Origin of the sequence: Streptomyces sp. Ag109_O5-1, assembly GCF_003814875.1 — a bacterium.
GTDB lineage: Bacteria > Actinomycetota > Actinomycetes > Streptomycetales > Streptomycetaceae > Streptomyces > Streptomyces sasae.
On the sequence record NZ_RKQF01000001.1, the window covers coordinates 3,600,277 to 3,620,277 of the forward strand.

The 20,001-nt window shown below is 71.8% G+C and carries 20 protein-coding genes; 3 read left to right on the forward strand and 17 right to left on the reverse strand.

The window, feature by feature from the left end:
• Positions 1–248: 248 nt before the first annotated feature.
• The 7 genes from truB to rimP form a co-directional block, all read right to left on the reverse strand.
• On the reverse strand, positions 249–1,154 hold the full coding sequence (gene truB, locus EDD90_RS16070) for a tRNA pseudouridine(55) synthase TruB (RefSeq protein ID WP_123973672.1): 906 nt from the start codon (positions 1,152–1,154) through the stop codon (positions 249–251).
• Positions 1,151–1,612 (reverse strand): 30S ribosome-binding factor RbfA, encoded by a 462-nt coding sequence (gene rbfA / locus EDD90_RS16075; RefSeq protein ID WP_123973673.1) that lies wholly within the window; start codon positions 1,610–1,612, stop codon positions 1,151–1,153. The genes truB and rbfA overlap by 4 nt, the downstream gene beginning before the upstream one ends.
• 38 nt (positions 1,613–1,650) lie before the next feature.
• Positions 1,651–1,944, reverse strand: coding sequence for a DUF503 domain-containing protein (locus EDD90_RS16080; protein ID WP_123973674.1), 294 nt, complete (start codon positions 1,942–1,944; stop codon positions 1,651–1,653).
• Between the two features lie 374 nt (positions 1,945–2,318).
• Positions 2,319–5,444, reverse strand: coding sequence for a translation initiation factor IF-2 (gene infB, locus EDD90_RS16085; protein ID WP_123973675.1), 3,126 nt, complete (start codon positions 5,442–5,444; stop codon positions 2,319–2,321).
• Positions 5,445–5,598: 154 nt separating this feature from the next.
• Positions 5,599–5,868 (reverse strand): YlxR family protein, encoded by a 270-nt coding sequence (locus EDD90_RS16090; RefSeq protein ID WP_123973676.1) that lies wholly within the window; start codon positions 5,866–5,868, stop codon positions 5,599–5,601.
• Between the two features lie 147 nt (positions 5,869–6,015).
• The gene (nusA, locus tag EDD90_RS16095; RefSeq protein ID WP_123973677.1) at positions 6,016–7,002 is read right to left on the reverse strand and encodes a transcription termination factor NusA; all 987 of its coding nucleotides are present in this window, start codon (positions 7,000–7,002) and stop codon (positions 6,016–6,018) included.
• Positions 7,003–7,004: 2 nt separating this feature from the next.
• Positions 7,005–7,508 carry a ribosome maturation factor RimP gene (rimP, locus tag EDD90_RS16100; protein WP_123973678.1) on the reverse strand — a complete coding sequence of 168 codons (504 nt, stop codon included), beginning with the start codon at positions 7,506–7,508 and terminating at the stop codon, positions 7,005–7,007.
• A 271-nt stretch (positions 7,509–7,779) separates the two neighbouring features.
• Between rimP and EDD90_RS16110 the strand changes: the two genes are divergently transcribed.
• The 3 genes from EDD90_RS16110 to EDD90_RS16120 are packed head-to-tail and all read left to right on the forward strand — an operon-like array spanning position 7,780 to position 9,790.
• The gene (locus tag EDD90_RS16110; RefSeq protein WP_123973679.1) at positions 7,780–8,340 is read left to right on the forward strand and encodes a hypothetical protein; all 561 of its coding nucleotides are present in this window, start codon (positions 7,780–7,782) and stop codon (positions 8,338–8,340) included.
• Complete coding sequence (locus tag EDD90_RS16115) at positions 8,337–8,858, forward strand: ferritin-like domain-containing protein (protein ID WP_123973680.1); 522 nt, start codon at positions 8,337–8,339, stop codon at positions 8,856–8,858. The genes EDD90_RS16110 and EDD90_RS16115 overlap by 4 nt, the downstream gene beginning before the upstream one ends.
• 35 nt (positions 8,859–8,893) lie before the next feature.
• A complete protein-coding gene (locus EDD90_RS16120; RefSeq protein WP_123973681.1) occupies positions 8,894–9,790 on the forward strand; it encodes an aminoglycoside phosphotransferase family protein in 897 nt (298 codons plus the stop codon).
• A 77-nt stretch (positions 9,791–9,867) separates the two neighbouring features.
• Here EDD90_RS16120 and EDD90_RS16125 read toward each other — a convergent pair whose 3' ends face one another.
• The 10 genes from EDD90_RS16125 to EDD90_RS16175 all read right to left on the reverse strand — a co-directional run bounded on the left by EDD90_RS16125 (position 9,868) and on the right by EDD90_RS16175 (position 19,999).
• Positions 9,868–10,080, reverse strand: coding sequence for a ferredoxin (locus tag EDD90_RS16125; RefSeq protein WP_123973682.1), 213 nt, complete (start codon positions 10,078–10,080; stop codon positions 9,868–9,870).
• A 1-nt stretch (position 10,081) separates the two neighbouring features.
• A complete protein-coding gene (locus EDD90_RS16130; RefSeq protein ID WP_123973683.1) occupies positions 10,082–11,299 on the reverse strand; it encodes an NADH-ubiquinone oxidoreductase-F iron-sulfur binding region domain-containing protein in 1,218 nt (405 codons plus the stop codon).
• The gene (locus EDD90_RS16135) at positions 11,299–11,874 is read right to left on the reverse strand and encodes a ferric reductase-like transmembrane domain-containing protein (RefSeq protein ID WP_123973684.1); all 576 of its coding nucleotides are present in this window, start codon (positions 11,872–11,874) and stop codon (positions 11,299–11,301) included. Before EDD90_RS16135 ends, EDD90_RS16130 begins: the two co-directional genes overlap by 1 nt.
• Positions 11,871–12,839, reverse strand: coding sequence for an FAD:protein FMN transferase (locus tag EDD90_RS16140; protein WP_123973685.1), 969 nt, complete (start codon positions 12,837–12,839; stop codon positions 11,871–11,873). Before EDD90_RS16140 ends, EDD90_RS16135 begins: the two co-directional genes overlap by 4 nt.
• Entirely contained in the window at positions 12,836–13,228 is a 393-nt protein-coding gene (locus EDD90_RS55470; RefSeq protein ID WP_185149114.1) for a hypothetical protein, read from the reverse strand. Before EDD90_RS55470 ends, EDD90_RS16140 begins: the two co-directional genes overlap by 4 nt.
• A 166-nt stretch (positions 13,229–13,394) precedes the next feature.
• Entirely contained in the window at positions 13,395–15,101 is a 1,707-nt protein-coding gene (locus tag EDD90_RS16155) for a proline--tRNA ligase (RefSeq protein ID WP_123973686.1), read from the reverse strand.
• 73 nt (positions 15,102–15,174) lie between these two features.
• Positions 15,175–15,705 carry a GNAT family N-acetyltransferase gene (locus EDD90_RS16160; protein ID WP_123973687.1) on the reverse strand — a complete coding sequence of 177 codons (531 nt, stop codon included), beginning with the start codon at positions 15,703–15,705 and terminating at the stop codon, positions 15,175–15,177.
• Positions 15,706–15,814: 109 nt separating this feature from the next.
• Positions 15,815–16,663 (reverse strand): GNAT family N-acetyltransferase, encoded by an 849-nt coding sequence (locus tag EDD90_RS16165; protein WP_123973688.1) that lies wholly within the window; start codon positions 16,661–16,663, stop codon positions 15,815–15,817.
• Between the two features lie 715 nt (positions 16,664–17,378).
• A complete protein-coding gene (ispG, locus tag EDD90_RS16170; protein WP_123973689.1) occupies positions 17,379–18,536 on the reverse strand; it encodes a flavodoxin-dependent (E)-4-hydroxy-3-methylbut-2-enyl-diphosphate synthase in 1,158 nt (385 codons plus the stop codon).
• A gap of 170 nt (positions 18,537–18,706) precedes the next feature.
• Complete coding sequence (locus EDD90_RS16175) at positions 18,707–19,999, reverse strand: RIP metalloprotease (protein ID WP_185149604.1); 1,293 nt, start codon at positions 19,997–19,999, stop codon at positions 18,707–18,709.
• Between the last annotated feature and the right edge of the window lie 2 nt (positions 20,000–20,001).

A 20,001-nucleotide genomic window follows, 5' to 3' on the forward strand; every position in this document is an offset into this window, starting at 1 on the left:
GCCCGTGCCTCAGGGCCGGTCCGGCGGATCCAGCAGGCCCTGTTCTCCGACCGTAGGCGCGAAATGATCAGTGGGACAGAGCGGGCCTTGAACGCGCCCCCCTCCGCTCCCCCGGTTCACTCCGAGCGCCTGCTCGGTCGGGTGAATAGCCCGGAGCGGGTGGATACACCCTAGGGGTGGGGGAACCGAGGGGGGACCGTGGAGCGGCGGCGGCGCAGACCCCGTGGTCGCCGCTCCACGGGCAGACCTCAGGCGAACACGGCGAGGCTCTTGGCCTTGCCCTTCTGCTCCTCGACGAGCGCGAGGAAGCGCCCCTCGGGGTCGAACACGGCGACGGGGCCGGCGCCCGCGTACTCGTCGGGCATCTCCAGGCGCACGCCGTTGAGGAGCAGCCGGGCCCGCTTGGCGTCGACGTTCCAGCGCGGGAAGGCGGCGCCCGCCGCGTCGGCGATCGGCATCACGGTCAGCTCCTGCTGGAGCTGGTCGAGGGTGCGTGCCGCATCCAGCTTGTACGGCCCTACGCGCGTCCGGCGCAGCGCGGTGAGGTGGCCGCCGACGCCCAGGTCGGCGCCCAGGTCGCGGGCGAGGGCGCGGATGTAGGTGCCCGAGGAGCAGACGACCGAGACGACCAGGTCGAGCACGGGGGTGCCGTCCTCGGCGACGGCGTCCCGGACGTCGTACACGGCGAACGAGGAGACGGTCACCGGGCGGGCCGGGATCTCGAAGTCCTCGCCCTCGCGGGCGCGCTTGTACGACCGTACGCCGTCGATCTTGATGGCGCTGACCTTGGACGGCACCTGCATGATGGCGCCGGTCAGCTTGGCGACGCCGGTGTCGACGGCCTCGCGGGTGACCTTGGAGGCGTCGGTGGACGAGATGATCTCGCCCTCGGCGTCGTCCGTGACGGTGTTCTGTCCGAGGCGGACGGTCCCCAGGTACTCCTTCTCGGTGAGGGCGAGGTGCCCGAGGAGCTTGGTCGCCCGCTCGATGCCCAGGACGAGGACGCCCGTGGCCATCGGGTCGAGGGTGCCGGCGTGCCCGACGCGCCGGGTGCGGGCGATGCCCCGCATCTTGGCGACGACGTCGTGCGAGGTGAAGCCCGACGGCTTGTCGACGATGACAAGGCCGTCGGGCGGGGTGGGCTTGCTGGTCATTCGGTGGCGTCGTCCGTCTCGTCGGCCTCTTCGTCCGCGCCCGGCTTCTTGTACGGGTCGGCGTCTCCGGCGTAGTCGGCGCCCGCGGAGGCCTCGCGGACCTTCGCGTCGGACAGGCGTGCCCGGTCGAGGAGGTCCTCGATGTTGCGGGCGGTGTCCGGCAGGGCGTCCGCGACGAAGGCGAGGGTCGGCGTGAACTTCACGCCGGCGGCCCGGCCGACCTCGGACCGGAGAATGCCCTTGGCGCTCTCCAGGCCGGCGGCGGCGGCCTGCCGCTCCTCCTCGTCGCCGTACACCGTGTAGAAGACGGTCGCCTCCCGGAGGTCACCCGTGACCCGGGTGTCCGTGATGGTGACGTGCGAGCCGAGCCGCGGGTCCTTGATCCCGCGCTGCAGCTTCTGGGCCACCACCTCTCGGATGAGGTCCGCCAGCCTTTTCGCTCGCGCGTTGTCGGCCACTGGTCCGCTCCCGTTCTTTCTTCTTGTCGTTCTCAGGTCTAGTCGTCGTCGCCGTGGAGGCGCCGTCGGACGGACAGCAGCTCCACCTCGGGGCGGGCGGCGACCAGCCGTTCGCACCGGTCGAGTACGTCGGTCAGGTGCGCGGCGTCGCCGGAGACCATGGCGAGGCCGATACCGGCCCTGCGATGGAGGTCCAGATGGTCCACCTCGGCCGCGCTCACGGCGTACTTCCGCTGGAGTTCGGCGACGATCGGGCGGACGACGGAGCGCTTCTCCTTGAGCGAGTGGATGTCGCCGAGGAGGAGGTCGAAGGACAGGGTCCCCACGTACATGTATGTATCCGGTTAACCCGCCGGTACGGGATCGATGGCCCTGTCAGGAACGGTACCCCGTCCCTGCCGGGGGCTCGACCGACTTTCCCCGGCCGTCACAGGGCTCCGCCCCGGACCCGGGACTTTCCCCACCCGCCCGCCGGACTCGGTGGGCCGAGAGGCCCCGCCACGGGGCTCCGCCCCGGCCCCCGGCCCTTCGCTCACCCACCACCCGACTCGGTCGGCCGGGAAGGCACCGCCCTGGGGGGCGCCTTGTCAGCTCACCGAGTCGGGTGGCGGGTGGGTGAAGGCGGAGTCCGCGGCGGTCACCTCTCGGCGGGAAAAGTGCCGGCCGACGGTACCGAAGTCCCGTCGGCCGGCACCAACCGTCGGCCTTACGCCCGCGGCTTCTCGCGCATCTCGTACGTCGCGATGACGTCGTCGATCTTGATGTCGTTGAAGTTTCCGAGGTTGATACCGCCCTCGTAGCCTTCGCGGATCTCGGTGACGTCGTCCTTGAAGCGGCGCAGACCCTCGATGTTGAGGTTCTCCGCGATGACCTTGCCGTCGCGGACGAGGCGGGCCTTCGTGTTGCGCTTGACCTCGCCCGAGCGGATGAGGACACCGGCGATGTTGCCCAGCTTGGACGACTTGAAGACCTCGCGGATCTCCGCCGTACCGAGCTCGACCTCCTCGTACTCCGGCTTGAGCATGCCCTTGAGGGCCGCCTCGATCTCCTCGATCGCCTGGTAGATGACCGAGTAGTACCGGACGTCCACACCCTCGCGCTCGGCCATCTGCGCCGCGCGGCCGGCCGCGCGGACGTTGAAGCCGATCACGATGGCGTCGGAGCCCATCGCCAGGTCGATGTCGGACTCCGTGACCGCACCGACACCGCGGTGCAGGACGCGGATGTCGACCTCTTCGCCGACGTCCAGCTGGAGCAGGGAGGACTCCAGGGCCTCGACGGAACCAGAAGCGTCACCCTTGATGATGAGGTTGAGCTGCTGGATCTCGCCGGCCTTGAGCACCTTGTCCAGGTCCTCGAGGGACACGCGGCGGGTGCGCTTGGCGAACGCGGCGTTGCGCTCACGGGCGGCGCGCTTCTCCGCGATCTGGCGGGCCGTACGGTCCTCCTCGACCACGAGGAAGTTGTCACCGGCGCCCGGGACGTTGGTCAGACCCAGGACCTGGACCGGCGTGGAGGGGCCGGCCTCGGCGACGTTGTTGCCGTTGTCGTCGAGCATGGCGCGGACGCGACCGTAGGCGTCGCCCACGACCATCGTGTCGCCGACCCGCAGCGTGCCTCGCTGGACGAGGACCGTCGCCACGGCACCACGGCCGCGGTCGAGGCGGGACTCGATCGAGATGCCCTGCGCGTCCTGGTGCGGGTTGGCCCGCAGGTCGAGCGAGGCGTCGGCCGTGAGGACCACGGCCTCCAGCAGCGAGTCGATGTGCAGACCCTGCTTGGCGGAGATGTCGACGAACATGGTGTCGCCGCCGTACTCCTCGGCCACCAGGCCGTACTCGGTCAGCTGACCGCGCACCTTGGTCGGGTCGGCACCCTCGACGTCGATCTTGTTGACCGCGACGACGATCGGGACGTCGGCCGCCTTGGCGTGGTTGAGCGCCTCGACCGTCTGCGGCATGACGCCGTCGTTGGCCGCGACGACCAGGATCGCGATGTCGGTCGACTTCGCACCACGGGCACGCATGGCGGTGAACGCCTCGTGACCCGGGGTGTCGATGAAGGTGATCTTGCGCTCTTCGTCGTTGACCTCGGTCGCGACCTGGTAGGCACCGATGTGCTGGGTGATGCCGCCGGCCTCGCCCGCGATGACGTTCGTCTTGCGGATGGCGTCGAGCAGTCGGGTCTTACCGTGGTCGACGTGACCCATGACGGTGACGACCGGCGGACGGACCACCAGGTCCTCCTCGTCGCCCTCGTCCTCGCCGAACTCGATGTCGAAGGACTCGAGCAGCTCGCGGTCCTCCTCCTCGGGGCTGACGATCTGAACCGCGTAGTTCATCTCGCCCGCGAGGAGCTGCAGCGTCTCGTCGGAGACGGACTGCGTGGCCGTGACCATCTCGCCGAGGTTCATCATGACCGCGACGAGGGACGCCGGGTTGGCGTTGATCTTCTCCGCGAAGTCGGTGAGCGACGCGCCGCGGGAGAGACGGATGGTCTCGCCGTTGCCGCGCGGCAGCATCACGCCGCCGACGCTCGGGGCCTGCATGGCCTCGTACTCCTGGCGACGCTGCCGCTTCGACTTGCGACCGCGACGCGCCGGACCGCCGGGACGGCCGAAGGCACCCTGCGTGCCACCACGGCCACCGGGACCGCCCGGACGACCGCCGAAGCCGGGACGACCGCCGCCGCCACCGCCGGGACCGCCGCCGAAGCCGCCGCCACCGCCGCCGGGGCCACCGCCGCCGGGACGGCCGGCGAAGCCGCCGCCACCGCCCGGACGGGCGCCACCGCCGGCGCCACCGGGACGACCGGCGAAGCCGCCGCCGCCACCGGGACGACCGGCGCCGCCGGGACGACCCGCACCACCGGGACCGCGACCGCCGCCACCGGGGCCGGGACGCGGGCCGGCAGCGGGACGCTGCGGCATCATGCCGGGGTTAGGACGCGGACCCGCGGAGCCGCCGCCGGGACGCGGACCGCCCTGCGGACGGGGCATGCCGGACGGGCTCGGACGGGCACCGCCGGGAGCCTGCGGACGCGGACCGCCGCCCTGGGCGCCGGGCGCCTGCGGACGGGGACCGGCGCCGGGGGCACCGGGGCCACCCGGGCGCGGACCGCCCTGCGGGCGCGGGGCCTGCGGACGGGCCATGCCGGTGGAGCCACCGGACGTGAAGGGGTTGTTGCCCGGACGCGGACCGGCCGGACGGGCACCGCCGGGACGCTGACCCTGACCCTGGCCACCGGCACGCGGGGCACCCTGACCCGGACGGGCCTGGCCCTGACCGGGGGCGGGACGACCGCCGGGACGCGGCGCGCCCTGACCCGGACGGGGGGCGTTACCGGGACGCGGACCCTGCGCGGCGGCCGGGCTCGGCGCCGCGGCGGCCGGAGGCGCCGGCGGGGCCGTGAACTCGGGCGCGGCCGGGGCCGGACGCGGGGCGGGCTTGGGACCCGGACGCGGGCCGGAGGCGGCCGGCGCGGGGGTGACCGGAGCCGGAGCCACGGGCGCCGCCGGAGCCACGGGCGCCGCCGGAGCCGCGGGCGCGGCAGGGGGCTGCGGGGCAGCCGGACGTGGGGCACCCGGCTTCGGGGCACCCGGACGGGCCGACTGCGCCGGAGAGGGCGCGCCGGGCTTGGGGGCCGCCTTGCGCGGGGCGGGCTTGCCGCTGCCGCCACCCTGGAGGGCGTCGGTCAGCTTGCGTACAACGGGCGCCTCGATCGTCGAGGACGCCGAACGGACGAATTCACCGAGTTCCTGGAGCTTGGCCATGACGACCTTGCTCTCAACCCCGAACTCCTTGGCGAGTTCGTATACCCGGACCTTAGCCACTTCGCTCCTTTTAGGTCCGGGTGCGTCCGGACCGTCGCTACTTCATGGGCGTACTCATCGCGTGCTCATCGAGTGCTCATCGCAATCTCGACCTACTTCCAACTCGCGGGGTACCAGAGCCGCACGGACGTTCCGAACGACGCTTCTTACGGTGTTACTGCTCGACGTGCCGGCGCAACGCCTTTACGTCCAGCGGACCCGGGGCACGCAGCGCCCGCGGGAGTGCCCGGCGGCGCACCGCCTGGTCCAGACAGACCTGGGCGGGGTGTACATACGCACCCCGGCCGGGCAGCGTACCGCGAGGATCGGGGACACATTCGTCCTCGATCGCCACGATCCGCAGCAGTTCGGTCTTGGCCGCTCGCTGCCTGCACCCCACACAGGTGCGCTCAGGGCATGCGCGGGCACGCGTCCGGCCAGACACTGCTAAGTCTACCTCCCCGCACCGACCTCACCCCTTCGGGGCAAAGATCGAACGGCTGTTGTCGTAATCCAAGCCACCTACGGCTTGGAACTATTCCCCTCGTCCGGGTGAACCCCGGACGAGGGCCCGAGGTCATCCCCCGGTGATCTACTCGGGCGCCTGCTCGGTGTCCGGGCGGATGTCGATGCGCCAGCCGGTGAGGCGGGCGGCGAGACGGGCGTTCTGTCCCTCTTTGCCGATCGCCAGCGACAGCTGGTAGTCCGGCACGGTCACCCGGGCGGACCGGGACGCCAGGTCCACGACCTCGACCTTGGAGACGCGGGCCGGGGACAGCGCGTTCGCCACCATCTCGGCCGGGTCGTCCGACCAGTCGACGATGTCGATCTTCTCGCCGTTCAGCTCGCCCATGACGTTGCGGACCCGGCCGCCCATGGGGCCGATACAGGCGCCCTTGGCGTTCAGACCCGAACGGGTGGAGCGGACCGCGATCTTCGTCCGGTGACCGGCCTCGCGGGCGATGGCGGCGATCTCCACGGACCCGTCGGCGATCTCCGGCACCTCGAGGGCGAAGAGCTTCTTGACCAGGTTCGGGTGTGTGCGGGACAGCGTCACGGACGGCCCGCGGACACCCTTCGCCACCCGGACGACGTACGACCGCAGCCGCAGACCGTGCTGATACGTCTCGCCGGGCACCTGCTCCTGCACCGGCAGGATGGCCTCCAGCTTGCCGATGTCGACGAGCACGTTCTTCGGGTCGCGGCCCTGCTGGACCACGCCGGTGACGATGTCGCCCTCGCGCCCGGCGTACTCGCCGAGCGTGGCGTCGTCCTCGGCGTCGCGCAGCCGCTGCAGGATCACCTGCTTGGCGGTGGTGGCGGCGATCCGCCCGAAGTCCGACGGGGTGTCGTCGAACTCGCGCGGCTCCTGCCCCTCCTCCAGGTCCTCGGGGTCCTCCTTCGCCCACACGGTCACATGCCCGGTCTCCCGGTCGAGCTTCACGCGCGCGTGGCGGCGGCTTCCCTCGGTGCGGTGGTAGGCGATGAGGAGGGCCGCCTCGATCGCCTCGACCAGCAGGTCGAAGGAGATCTCCTTCTCCCGAACCAAGCCCCGCAGGGCACTCATGTCGATGTCCACGGCTACGCCTCCTCTTCCTTCTCGTTCTTGTCCTTGCGGTTGAACTCGACCTGGACGCGCGCCTTGTCGATCTCGGCGAAGGCGAGTCTGCGGCTCGTGGCCTTACGGCCCTTCACGCCGGGCACCTCCAGGTCGAGACCCGCGTCGTCGACGTCCAGAATCCTGGCGACCAGTTCCCCGCCCTCGGCCAGCTGGAACCTCACCAGCCGGTCCACGGCCCGCACATAGTGCCGGTGTTCCTTCAGGGGGCGCTCCGCGCCCGGGGTGCCGACCTCGAGGGTGTACTCCGCCTCGCCCATCGCGTCGGTCTCGTCGAGCTTCGCCGAGAGCTCACGGCTCACATCGGCGATCTGGTCCAGGTCCGCCCCGGCGTCGGAGTCGACGACCACACGCAGCACACGCTTGCGTCCGACGGAGTCCACGGCGATCTCTTCGAGATCCAGTCCCTGGGAGGTGACGAGCGGTTCCAGGAGCTCTCGCAGCCTCTCGCTCTGGGTCGTGCTCATCCGGGTGACTCCTCGGCCGCGTGTGCTGTTGTGGGATAGGTCGCGTGTCTGGTCAAAGGGTATCGGGTCGTGAGGTGTGTTGCCGTCCACCCGGGTAAGGGCGGTGCCGATGAGTGGCTTCGGTCAGGTGCGCAGGTACGGTGATCACGGGCGGGTCCGTCCCTTGCCCCATTCCTTTCGTGTTTCTTCGTTTTTCTTCGTGTCCAGCCCCCGATTTCTTCGTGTCCAGCCCCCGTCCAGCCCCCTCATCCAGCCCCCGAGGACGTCTGCCGTGCCGTTGCCCCCGCCGTCGCGTACCCGCTCGGGAGTACGCAGAAGGAGCCTGATCGTCTCGGCGGCCTCGGCCGCCGTGCTGGCGGGCTGCTCCACCGCCCCCGACTCCGCCGGCAACGGCGGCAGCCCGTCGGTCTCCGCGCGGGCACGCGCGCGTGCGGCCCGGGACAGCCGGGGGCTGCTCCGGCAGTACGACGCCGTCCTCGCCGCCCATCCCGCGCTCGCGGAGCGGCTGCGACCGCTGCGGGCGGAGGTGGCGGCACACGCGGCGGCCTTCGAGGAGGGCGCGGCTTCGCCCTCGGCGACGGAATCGCCCACGGCGACGGGATCGACGACGGCGACGGGGTCGACGACCGCCTCGCCGTCCGCGTCGCCCTCCGCCACGGTCCCGACCGACGAGAAGTCCGCGCTCGCCTCCCTGGCCACCGCCGAGCGGACCCTCGCCGACCAGCGGGCCAAGGCGCTGCTGGACGTGCCGGGCGAACTGGCGCGACTGCTGGCCGGGGTGGCGGCGGCCGGGGCCGGACACGCGTACCTGCTGACGGAGGGTGGCAAGTGAGCGACGGGGCGGAGTCCGGGGTGCTGACGGCACTCCAGGCGGCATTGGCGGCCGAGCACGCGGCGGTGTACGGGTACGGCGTCATCGGCGGCCGGATAGGAGAGCAGCGGCAGGCCGAGGCGCGCTCGGCGTACGACGCGCACCGGGCCCGCCGGGACGCGCTGGTCCGCGAGGTGCGGGACCTGGGTGGTCAGCCCGTCGCCGCGAGCGCGGCGTACGCCCTGCCGTTCGCCGTGACCGACTCGGCGACGGCCGTGCGGCTCGCGGCCGAGTTGGAGGAACGGGTGGCCGACGTGTACTCCGACCTGGTCCGGGCGTCCTCCGGTCAGCGGCGCGGGGCGGCGGCCGGAGCGCTGCGGGAGGCCGCGGTGCGGGCGGTGCGGTGGAGCGGCGAGAGCGTAGCCTTCCCTGGGCTCGCGGAACGGGCGTCCACGGCGGCGACTGCGCCGGCGACGGAGACCGGGGCGGCGGCAGCGGGGGTGGCCGGCGGGTCGGCCTCGGCTTCGGCGACTCCCTAGAGCAGGACCGAGAGCAGGAAGGGAACGACTCGCGTATGGCTTTCGAACCGCCGCGGCGCCTGGTGAAGGCGCTCGGTGAGACGGCGCCGGACGGTGACGAGTGGCTGGAGAAGCTGCCGGGCGCGGTGGAACACGCCGTCGCGCTACGCGAGTTGACCGTGGAACGGGTGCAGGTGCCGGGCGGCCGCAGCAGCGTCGTCATGCTGGTGCGGCGGGCGGACGACACCCCGGCCGTGCTGAAGCTGGCCCCTCGGCGGGCCCGGCCGGAGAGCGAGGCGGCCGCGCTGGCGCACTGGGGTGGGCTGGGCTCGGTGCAGTTGCTGGAGGCCGACGCGGCCGCGGGGGTGCTGTTGCTGGAACGGCTGCATCCGGAGGTCTCGGTGCGGTCGCTGCCCGAGGCGAAGGCGCTGCTGGAGGCGGCGGGGACGCTGCGGCGGCTCTGGGTGGAGCCGCCGGAGGGGCATGCGTTCGAGACCGTGGCCGAGCGGTCGGGGCGGCAGGCGACCGCGATGGCCGCGGCGGCCGGCGACGCCGACGTGGCGCCGTTGGTGCAGGCCGCGATCGCAGCTCGGGAGGAGTTGCTGGTCTCGCCGCCCGAGCGGCGGCTGCTGCACGGCACGTTCCGGCAGAGCAAGGTGCTGGCCGGGGAGCGGCTGCCGTGGCTGGCGGTGGGGCCGGATCCGGTGGTCGGGGAGTGTGCGTTCGATCTGGCGCGGTTGGTGCGGGACCGGGTGGAGGATCTGATCGCGTCCCCCTCCGGGGCGTCCATCACCCGGCGGCGGATCAAGCGGCTCGCGGAGTCGCTCGAGGTGGATCAGGAGCGGCTGCGGGGGTGGACCTTGTTCCGGGCCGTGGAGTCGGGTGTGCGGGCGCTTCGCGTGGGGCGGCCGCGGGATGCGGAGCTGTTGCTTGAATTCGCCGGGTGGGTCTGACGGGGGCCGGTGCGGGTTCGGTGGGGGCTGGTCGCGCCCACGCGGCGGAGCCGCACATCGAATACAGCCCCGCGCCCCTATCGGGGCGCTCGGTCCTCCCTCAGTTTCACAGCGAGTACCGGACAGTCAGCCACTGCCCTGCGGGCTCGTTTCCTTGTGCGGGGCGGTATGGGACGGCCGTCGACCAGTGGGTAGCCCCACTCGTCCAGCGTGATGTGTTCCGGCAACAGCTCTGCGCACAGGCCGTGGCCCTGGCAGGACGTCCAGTCGATGTCTATGTGCTGGTCCATGTCAGATCTCTTCGGTGGGTACGGGGAGCAGCGGGGTGCGGTCGGTTGCGGTGCAGTGGCCCTGGGCGTGGGCGTCCACTTCCGACGCGAAGGTGGTCAGCGCGCTGCGGACCAGGCGGATCGTGCCGTCGGGGTGGTGGCAGGCGCCTCTGCCCTCCACCAGGCCCGCCCAGCGGGAGATGTCCGTGCGGGCGGTGCCCTGGGGGCCCGGCGTGGCCAGGGTCTGGAAGGCGGTGGCCATGCGCGGGAGGCCGTTGAGGCAGGGGCCGCACTGGCCCGCCGACTGCAACGCCAGGTAGCGCAGGACGCGGGCGGTCTCGGTCAGGCCGCAGCGGTCGGCGGGGAGCGCTGCCAGCACGCCCGCGCCCAGGTACGCGGAGGACAGGGGGACCCGGGCCGCCTCCGCGGCCGGGATCCAGGTGCCGTGGTAGCCGCCGACCAGGGCCGCGGACGCGCCCTCCAGCGGGAGGAGCCGGCCGATCCTCATGCCGAACGGGGCTTCCACCACTCGGACTTCGCGGCCCGGGACGTGCAGGGTGCAGAGGGCGCTGCCGGGTTCGGCCGGGGTGCCCGCCGAGCGGAACCACTCCGCGCCGTAGCGGGCCGTCAGGGCCAGGTGGGCCAGGGTCTCGACGTTCTGGACGAGGGTGGGGGCGCGGCGCACCCCGCGTTCGCGGACCGGTGGGGTCGGATGGGTGGGGCGGGCCTGGCCGCCGGAGAGGTACTGGACGAGGGCCGCTGCCTGGCCGGAGAGGAAGCGGGCGGGCAGGCGTACGACCTGCACGCGTACCGGGTCGCGGCGCTGGGCGATGGCCGACTGCAGGTAGGAGGCGCCGTCCTCGACGGCGAGGTACGCCTCCGCCGCGCCGGTCGCCGCGGCCGCCAGCTGCAGCCCGTCCAGGACCAGATGGGGCGACAGCCGGAGCAGGGTCTTGTCCTTCTGGCTGGCCGGTTCGCTCTCCGCGCCGTTGGCGACGACGATCGGCGCCCGCTCGGTGCGGCGGGCCGCGTCGGTGACCGCGACGAACTTGCGGTACGCCGGGAAGCCCGCCCCGCCTCGTCCGGTGAGGCCGGATTCGGCGAGGGTGCGCAGGAGCGCGGCCGGATCGCCGTACGCGAGCGGGCCGTAGCGCTGTTCGTGGGTGGTGAGGTCGGCCGGGGTGCCGCCGGGGGCCAGCAGGCGCGGGGGCATGTAGACGTCGGTGAAGAGCGCGGTCATCAGTGGGCCCCTTCGGTGTGCAGAAGTGCGGCGGGCGTCTGGCGGGAGCCCCGGACGGCTTGGGCGGTGCGCAGGGCGAAGGCGGTGATCACCGTCGCCACGCAGGCCACGGTCAGCCAGGTCATCCAGTCGGTGCCGGCGTCCGTGCCGATGCCGATGCCGTGGACGAGGGCGACCGGCCAGGAGGCGTAGGCCAGCCAGTGCACGGCCCGCCAGGTGCGGTGACCGAGGCGGTCCCGGAGCAGGCTGGTGACCAGGACCGCGAGCATCAGGTCGAAGGCGACCGTGCCGAGGCCGAGCCAGAGCGGCTGGTAGTCGGAGACGAAGGGGACGAGGGCGTCGAGGACCGTGATGTCGACGTAGCCGTCGACGACCGCCACCGCGATGTGCAGGGCCAGGAAGGCGGTGGCGGAGAGGGAGAGGGTGCGGTGCAGAGTGACCGTGCCGAAGCGGGGCAGGCCGGGGAGGCGGGTGCGGAGCCGGACGGCGATGCCGAGCAGGACGACGACCGTGAAGAGGACCAGGCAGACGGCGCCGGTGGCCCGGTTGGCGTACCAGAGGGTCTCGGAGGTCATGCCGCCGCCTCCGGGGCCACGAGGGAAGCGGGCCAGCCGGGGGTCGTGACGACCGTGCCGTTGTGCGCCACCAGCCGGGCGGGCAGGCCGAGGTGGGTCAGCCAGCGTTCCGCGCCCGCGCCCTTGACCAGGGCCGCCGTGGTCGCCGCGTTGGCGTCGGCGCAGCTCGCGGCGGCCACCGAGACCGTGCGCCACGGGGAGCGGACGGGCAGGCCGGTGCGCGGGTCGACGATGTGGTGCAGGTCGTATCCGCCGCGCTGCCAGCGACGGGCGGTGGTGCCGGAGGTGGCGAGACCGCCCGAGCGGAGCCCGACGGTGTCGTACGACCCCTGCGCGGGCGTCTCCTCGACCGGCCCTGTGATGTCCTGGACGCGGATCTGCCAGCCGCCCGTCGGGGGCTCGCCGGCGACGGCCGTGTCACCGCCGAGACTCACCAGCACCCCGCAGCCGGCGACCTCGGCCAGCATCCGCGCGGCGCGGTCGGCGGCCCAGGCCTTGGCCGTCGCGCCCAGGTCGAGGCGGACGCCCTCGGGAACGGTGACCGTGCCGGTCTCCTGGTCGAGGGTGACCTTGCGCCAGCCGGGGGCGCGGCGGACGCGCAGCGAGACCGGACGGTCGTCCTCGCGGACGAGGGTGAAGTCGCGGTCGTAGCCGATCGCGTCCATCGCCGAGCCGACCGTGGGGTCCACCGCGCCGTCCGTCGCCTGCGCGGCACGCAGGGCGACGGCGAGGGCCTCGGCGAGCAGCGGGCTGACCCGGACCGGGCGGCCGTGGGCGGTGTCGAGGGCGGTCAGTTCGGAGTCGGTGCGGAACCGGCTGCAGGCCACGTCCACCTCGGCGAGCTGCCGGGCGAGGAGCAGGTTGCAGGAGTCCAGCAGGGCGGGGTCGGTGACGACCAGGCGGACGGTGGTACCGAGGGCGCGCCACTCGGCGGCGGCCGTGGTGCGCAGCGCGGTGGTGGTCACGACGCCCCCGAGGTGGAGTCGGAGGAGCCGCTGCCGGAGGTGAGCCCGTCGGAGGAGGACTGCAGGTCCGACGAGGACGACGAGGACGACGACGAGCTGGATGAGTCGGTCGACTTGGACGACGAGGACGACGAGGTCGAGGAGCTGTCCGTGCTCGAACTGGAGCTGCTTCCGGAGCTGCTGGCGCTCGATGTCGTACCGCTGCCGCTCGCCGCCGTCTCGGCGTCCGACTGCACCGTGCCGACCAGGGCGAACACCCCGGCCGCCGCCGCGAGCGTGACCGCCGCCGCGAGGGCCGCCGTACGCCGGGTGCCCCGGCGGACCGCCGCGGCCGCGCCCTTCTCCCCCTGCCGCTCCCTCGGTTGCCTGCGCTGCACTCTCTCGGTCATGACCGATCCCCTCCTGCGTGACTCTCTGTCACGCATTACGTTCGGGTATCGGCCTGAGAGAAGTCTGTGAGGCTCCCATACGGATCGGAAGAACTGTCTGAGACCTTCCTGAAAAGACGTGGGGGCCGCCGGTGGTCACCGGCGGCCCCCACGAAGGGAGTCGGGCTCAGTTGGCGGTCAGGCGGGCGATCGCCTCGTCGACCGTCAGCTCCTCGCGCTCGCCCGTCTTGCGGTCCTTGAGCTCAAGGACGCCCTCGGCGGAGCGGCGGCCCGCGATCAGGATCTGCGGTACGCCGAAGAGATCGGCGTCGGTGAACTTCACGCCCGGGGAGACCCCGGCCCGGTCGTCGACCAGGACCCGCAGGCCGGCCGCGCGCAGCTTCTCGGAGACATCCAGGGCGAGTTCGGTCTGCAGGGCCTTGCCGGCCGCGACCACGTGCACATCGGCCGGGGCGATCTCGCGGGGCCAGACCAGGCCGCGCTCGTCGGCGGTCTGCTCGGCGAGGGCGGCGACGGCACGGGAGACACCGATGCCGTAGGAGCCCATGGTCACGCGGACCGGCTTGCCGTTCTGGCCGAGGACGTCGAGCTTGAGGGCGTCGGCGTACTTGCGGCCCAGCTGGAAGATGTGGCCGATCTCGATGGCGCGGTCCAGCCTGAGGCCGGTGCCGCACTTCGGGCAGGGGTCGCCCTCCAGCACCACGACGACATCGACGTACTCGTCGACGGTGAAGTCACGGTCCGCCACGACGTTCTTGGCGTGCACGCCGGCCTTGTTGGCGCCGGTGATCCAGGCGGTGCCGGGGGCCACGCGCGGGTCGGCGATGTACTTGACCTTCTCGCCGCGGCCCTGCGGGCCGACGTAGCCGCGGACCAGGTCGGGACGGCCGGCGAAGTCGGACTCGGTGACCAGCTCGACGGCGGCCGGGGCGAAGTGCTCCTCGACCTTGCCCATGTCGACCTCGCGGTCACCCGGAACGCCGATGGCGACGATCTCCCCGTCGACCTTCACCAGCAGGTTCTTCAGGGTCTCGGAGGCCTGGACGCCGAGGTACGCGGCGAGGGTCTCGATGGTCGGGGTGTCCGGGGTCGGGATCTCCTCCAGCGCGGGCGCGTCGGTGGCGTCCACCGGCTTCAGCGTGTAGGTGATCGCCTCCGTGTTCGCCGCGAAGTCACAGTTCGGGCAGTCCGCGAAGGTGTCCTCGCCGGCCTCGGCCGGGGCCAGGAACTCCTCCGACTTCGAGCCGCCCATGGCACCGGCCGTGGCGGCGACGATGCGGTAGTCGAGGCCGAGGCGCTCGAAGATGCGCTGGTAGGCCTGGCGGTGCAGGGCGTAGGAGTGGGCGAGCCCGTCGTCGTCCAGGTCGAAGGAGTAGGAGTCCTTCATCAGGAACTCGCGGCCGCGCAGGATGCCGGCCCGCGGGCGGGCCTCGTCACGGTACTTGTTCTGGATCTGGTAGAGGGTGACGGGCAGGTCCTTGTACGACGACGCCTGGTCCTTCACCAGGAGGGTGAAGATCTCCTCGTGGGTCGGGCCGAGCAGGTAGTCGCCGCCCTTTCGGTCCTGGAGGCGGAACAGCTCCTGGCCGTACTCGTCCCAGCGGCCGGTCGCCTCGTACGGCTCCCGGGGCAGAAGAGCCGGGAGCAGCACCTCCTGGGCGCCGATCGCGTCCATCTCCTCGCGGACGATCCGCTCGATGTTCGAGAGGACGCGCAGGCCGAGCGGCAGCCAGGACCAGATACCGGCCGCGGTACGCCGGACGTACCCGGCGCGGACGAGCAGCTTGTGGCTGAGGACCTCGGCGTCCGCCGGGTCGTCACGCAGCGTCTTCGCCATCAACTGGGACATGCGTTGGACCGGTGCGTTCGCCATGGTTCTTGTACTCCTGCCGGGAAACGGTGATGGCTAGGAGGTTAGCCGGGCTTGCTGTGCCGGTGGAAATCCGTTAACGGCGACGGAGTGGGAGGGGGGCACCCATGACGGCGTACGGCTTCGGGGCGCTGGGGAAGTGCACCTGGCGGGCGAGGTCGACATAGCCGAGGGAGTGGTAGAGACCGCGGGCCGGGCTGTCGGTGTCGATCGCGGAGAGGATCGAGCGGGGTTCGGTGGCACCGTCGGTGATCATCGTGATCAGCCGGCGCCCGATGCCGCGGTTCTGGTAGCGGGGGTGCACATGCAGCTCGGTGATGACGAAGGACTCGTCGAGCCAGTCGGCGTGGCCCTGGGCTCGGAGGTAGGGCTCCACGACGGTGGACCACCAGTGGGTGCGGGAGTTGGGCATGCCGTAGACGAACCCGACGAGGTGGCCGTCGCTGGTGGCGCCGAGGGACCGGGCACCGGGGTACTGCATATGGCGGAGGACGATCTGGCGGCGGACCGCCACCTCGTCGGCGCCCAGGCCGAAAGCGATCGCCTGGACTGCCAGGGCCTCGTCTACGTGGGAGGGGAGGTCCAGGGGGCCGATCACGAGGTCCATGTGGGGAGAGTACAGGGGGCGGAGCCCCGTCGTCCGAGTGCGGGTGCGTCGTGGTTGCCCGCGCTCAAGCGGCGGTAGCCGCATGTCGAACACAGCCCCGCGCCCTCGGCTAGAAGAGCACGCTCATGAACGCGCCGACCTCCTGGAACCCCACCTTCAGATACGTCCTTCTCGCCGCCGTGTTGAAGTCGTTGACGTAGAGGCTGACCACCGGGGCCACGTCCGCCAGCGCATAGCGCAGGACCGCCGCCATCCCCGGGGCCGCCAGGCCCATGCCCCGGTACTCCGGGGCCACCCAGACGCCCTGGATCTGGCAGGCCTGGGCCGTGGCCGCGCCGATCTCCGCCTTGAAGACGACCTTGCCGTTGTCGTCGAGCCGGGCGAACGAGCGGCCGGAGCCGACCAGTTCGGCCACCCTCGCCTGGTAGAGGAGACCGCCGTCACCGGCCATCGGGGAGACGCCCACCTCCTCGGTGAACATCGCCACGCACGCCGGCATGATCGTCTCCATCTCGTCCTTGCGGATGCGGCGGACGTAGGGATCCGGGGCGATGTCGGCGGGCATGCGGTCGGTGACCATCAGGGGCTGGTGACCGCGGACCTCGCGGGCCGGGCCCCAGTGCGGTTCCAGGAGGCGCCACAGCTGGGCGGTCGCCTCGGAAGGGCCGACGATGGAGGAACAGCGGCGGCCGGCCCTGCGGGCGCGGTCGGCGAAGGCCCGGATCGCGCGCGGGGTGGCGCAGATCGGGACGAGGTTGGCGCCGGCGTAGCAGAGGGACGTGAGCATGCCGTCCTCGTACCAGCCCCACATCTCGCCGCCGAGGCGCCAGGGGTCGAGGCCGGCCACCTGGACGCGTGAGGTCACGAAGGCGTTCGCGACCGGCTCGCGGTCGAGTACGGCGAGCGCGGCGTCCAGGTCACTCGGTTCGAGCACCCGTGAGGTGGTCTGCGTCAACACGTGCGGGGCCTCATGCTGATGGGTTCTGCTGATCTCCGCACTGTACCTGCGGAAGCTGAGCCGTGCCGCCTCGTGTGGGGTGCCGTTGGCTTGTAGGTTGCCGTCGGTTGTGGGTGCCGCCCTCTGGGGGCTGCCGCCCCCGGCCCCGCTTTCACGCCTACGGACTCGGGAAAGCCGCTCGGTTCGGCGGGTACGGGTGGTGGGGGGCCGGTCGCGCAGTTCCCCGCGCCCCTTTCGGGGCGCTGCCCCTGGCGGAGTGGAAAAGACCAGGCCCCCTGCCTCCGAAACACTGACGGGGTTCACGAGCCGCAGCCCCTCGTGCGGGTCTACGGGCCGCAGCCCCTCGTGCGGGTCTATGGGCCGCAGCCCCTCGTGCGGGTCCAAGGGGCGCAGCCCTCGTACACGGTCGAGGGGGCGCAGTCCTCGTACACGAGGGCCGCAGCCCCTCATACGGATCCGATGGGCGCAGCCCCTCGTGCGGGTCCAAGGGGCGCAGCCCTCGTAGACGGTCGAGGGGCCACAGTCCTCGTACACACTCGAGGGGCGCACTCCTCGTACACGGTCCAGCGGCGGTGGCCGCCGGACGCGGTCACCGTACGAGGTCCAAGACCGCAGCCCCCCATGGCGGGGTCCAAGGGGCGCAGCCCCTTGAAGATGGGACGGGTAGGGGCGGCGGGGGCGAAAAAGCTCCCCCGGCGCCCGAAGGCCGGCTGCCTCAGCCCGCCACCGCGACCGACGGCTCGCCCGAGGCCACGCCCTCCGCCTCCATCTGCTCGGCCAGCTTCATGGCCTCCTCGATGAGGGTCTCGACGATCTTGGACTCGGGGACCGTCTTGATGACCTCGCCCTTGACGAAGATCTGGCCCTTGCCGTTGCCGGAGGCCACGCCGAGGTCGGCCTCGCGGGCCTCGCCGGGGCCGTTCACGACGCAGCCCATGACGGCGACGCGGAGGGGGACCTCCATGCCGGTGAGGCCTGCCGTGACCTCTTCGGCGAGCTTGTAGACGTCCACCTGGGCGCGGCCGCAGGACGGGCAGGAGACGATCTCCAGGCCGCGCTGCTTGAGGTTGAGGGACTCCAGGATCTGGTTGCCGACCTTGACCTCCTCTACCGGAGGGGCCGACAGGGACACCCGGATCGTGTCGCCGATGCCCTGGGAGAGGAGGGCGCCGAAGGCGACGGCCGACTTGATCGTGCCCTGGAAGGCCGGGCCCGCCTCGGTGACGCCGAGGTGCAGCGGGTACTCGCACTGGGCGGCCAGCTGGCGGTACGCCTCGATCATCACGACCGGGTCGTTGTGCTTGACGGAGATCTTGATCTCCCGGAAGTCGTGCTCCTCGAAGAGCGACGCCTCCCACAGGGCGGACTCGACCAGCGCCTCGGGGGTCGCCTTGCCGTACTTCTGGAGCAGCCGGCGGTCCAGGGAGCCGGCGTTGACGCCGATGCGGATCGGGGTGCCGTGGTCCTTGGCGGCCCGCGCGATCTCCTTGACCTTGTCGTCGAACTGCTTGATGTTGCCCGGGTTGACGCGGACGGCGGCGCAGCCGGCCTCGATCGCCGCGAAGACGTACTTCGGCTGGAAGTGGATGTCGGCGATGACCGGGATCTGGGACTTCTTGGCGATCGTGGCGAGCGCGTCGGCGTCGTCCTGGGTGGGGCAGGCGACCCGGACGATCTGGCAGCCGGACGCGGTCAGCTCGGCGATCTGCTGGAGGGTCGCGCCGATGTCGGACGTACGGGTCGTCGTCATCGACTGGACCGAGACCGGGGCGTCTCCGCCGACCGCGACGGAGCCGACCTGGATCTGTCGGCTCTTCCGGCGCTCGGCGAGCTTGGTCGGAACGGACGGCATGCCGAGAGAAATCGCAGTCATCTGCTGTGCAACCCCAAGTCGTGGATCTAGGTCCAGGTCCCGTCCGAGGCGGGCTCCAGGCTCCGAGATTACGGCACCGGCACAGGAGCGAGCACATCCCCCACCCGTAAACCCACTCGATGGAAGCGGCCCGGAACACAATGTTCCGGGCCGCTTCGAACGTCGTATGGCTACGAGATTTTCACTGGGTTAACCACGTCGGCGACCAGGACGAGGAGGGTGAAGCAGACGAACACCCCGGCCACCACATAGGCCACCGGCATCAGCTTCGCCACGTCGAACGGGCCGGGGTCCGGGCGGCGCAGGACCTTTGCCAGGTTGCGGCGCAGGGACTCCCACAGGGCGCCCGCGATGTGGCCGCCGTCCAGGGGCAGCAGCGGGAGCATGTTGAAGAGGAACAGGGAGAGGTTGAAGCCGGCGACCAGCATCAGGGCCATGGCCAGCTGCTCGGTGGGCGGGATGTCCAGGGTGAAGATCTCGCCGCCGACCCGTGCCGCGCCGACCACCCCCATCGGGGAGTCCGGCTGGCGGGGGGCGCCGTCGAAGGCCGCGTCCCAGAGGGCCGGGATCTTGCCGGGCAGGCCGACGATGGAGTCCACGGCGTCACCGGCCCGGTCGCCCATCCAGGTCAGGGACTCGCCGAAGTCCTGGCGGACGATGCCGGTGGCGGCGCTGAAGCCGAGGAAGCCGGCGGTGACGTACTGGCCCTGGACGATCTGGCCGCTGGAGTCCTTCTTGGCGACCTGGTTGGTGGCGATCTTCGCGTGCAGGGTGACGTCCTGGCCCTTGCGGTCGACGACGATCGCGACGTCCTTGCCGGGGGTGGACCGGATCAGGTCGGAGAGCTGGTTCCAGCTCGTGGTGTGCACGCCGTTGAAGGAGAGGATCTTGTCGCCGGCCTTCAGGCCCGCGGCGGCGGCCGGGGAGGCCGCGTCGGTCGTCTTGCAGTTGTCGCGGTTCTCGCTCTGCGCGATCACGCACTGGGAGACCGAGCTGACCGTGGTGGTCTGCTGGCTGATGCCGAAGCCCATCAGGACGGTGAGGAACAGTGCGACGGCGAGGACCAGGTTCATGAAGGGGCCCGCGAACATCACGATCACGCGCTTCCAGGGGGCGCGCGTGTAGAAGAGGCGGGTCTCGTCGCCTTCCCGGACCTCCTCGAAGGCGGCCGAGCGGGCGTCCTCGATCATGCTGCGCCAGGGCGAGGTGGAGCGGGCGCTGATCCGGCCGTCGGCGCCCGGCGGGAACATCCCGATCATACGGATGTAGCCGCCGAACGGGATGGCCTTGATGCCGTACTCCGTCTCACCCTTGTGCCGAGACCAGATGGTGGGGCCGAAGCCGACCATGTACTGCGGGACACGGATGCCGAAGAGCTTGGCGGTGGAGAGATGCCCCAGCTCGTGCCAGGCGATCGAGACCAGCAGGCCGATCACGAAGACGAGTATGCCGAGAATCATCATCA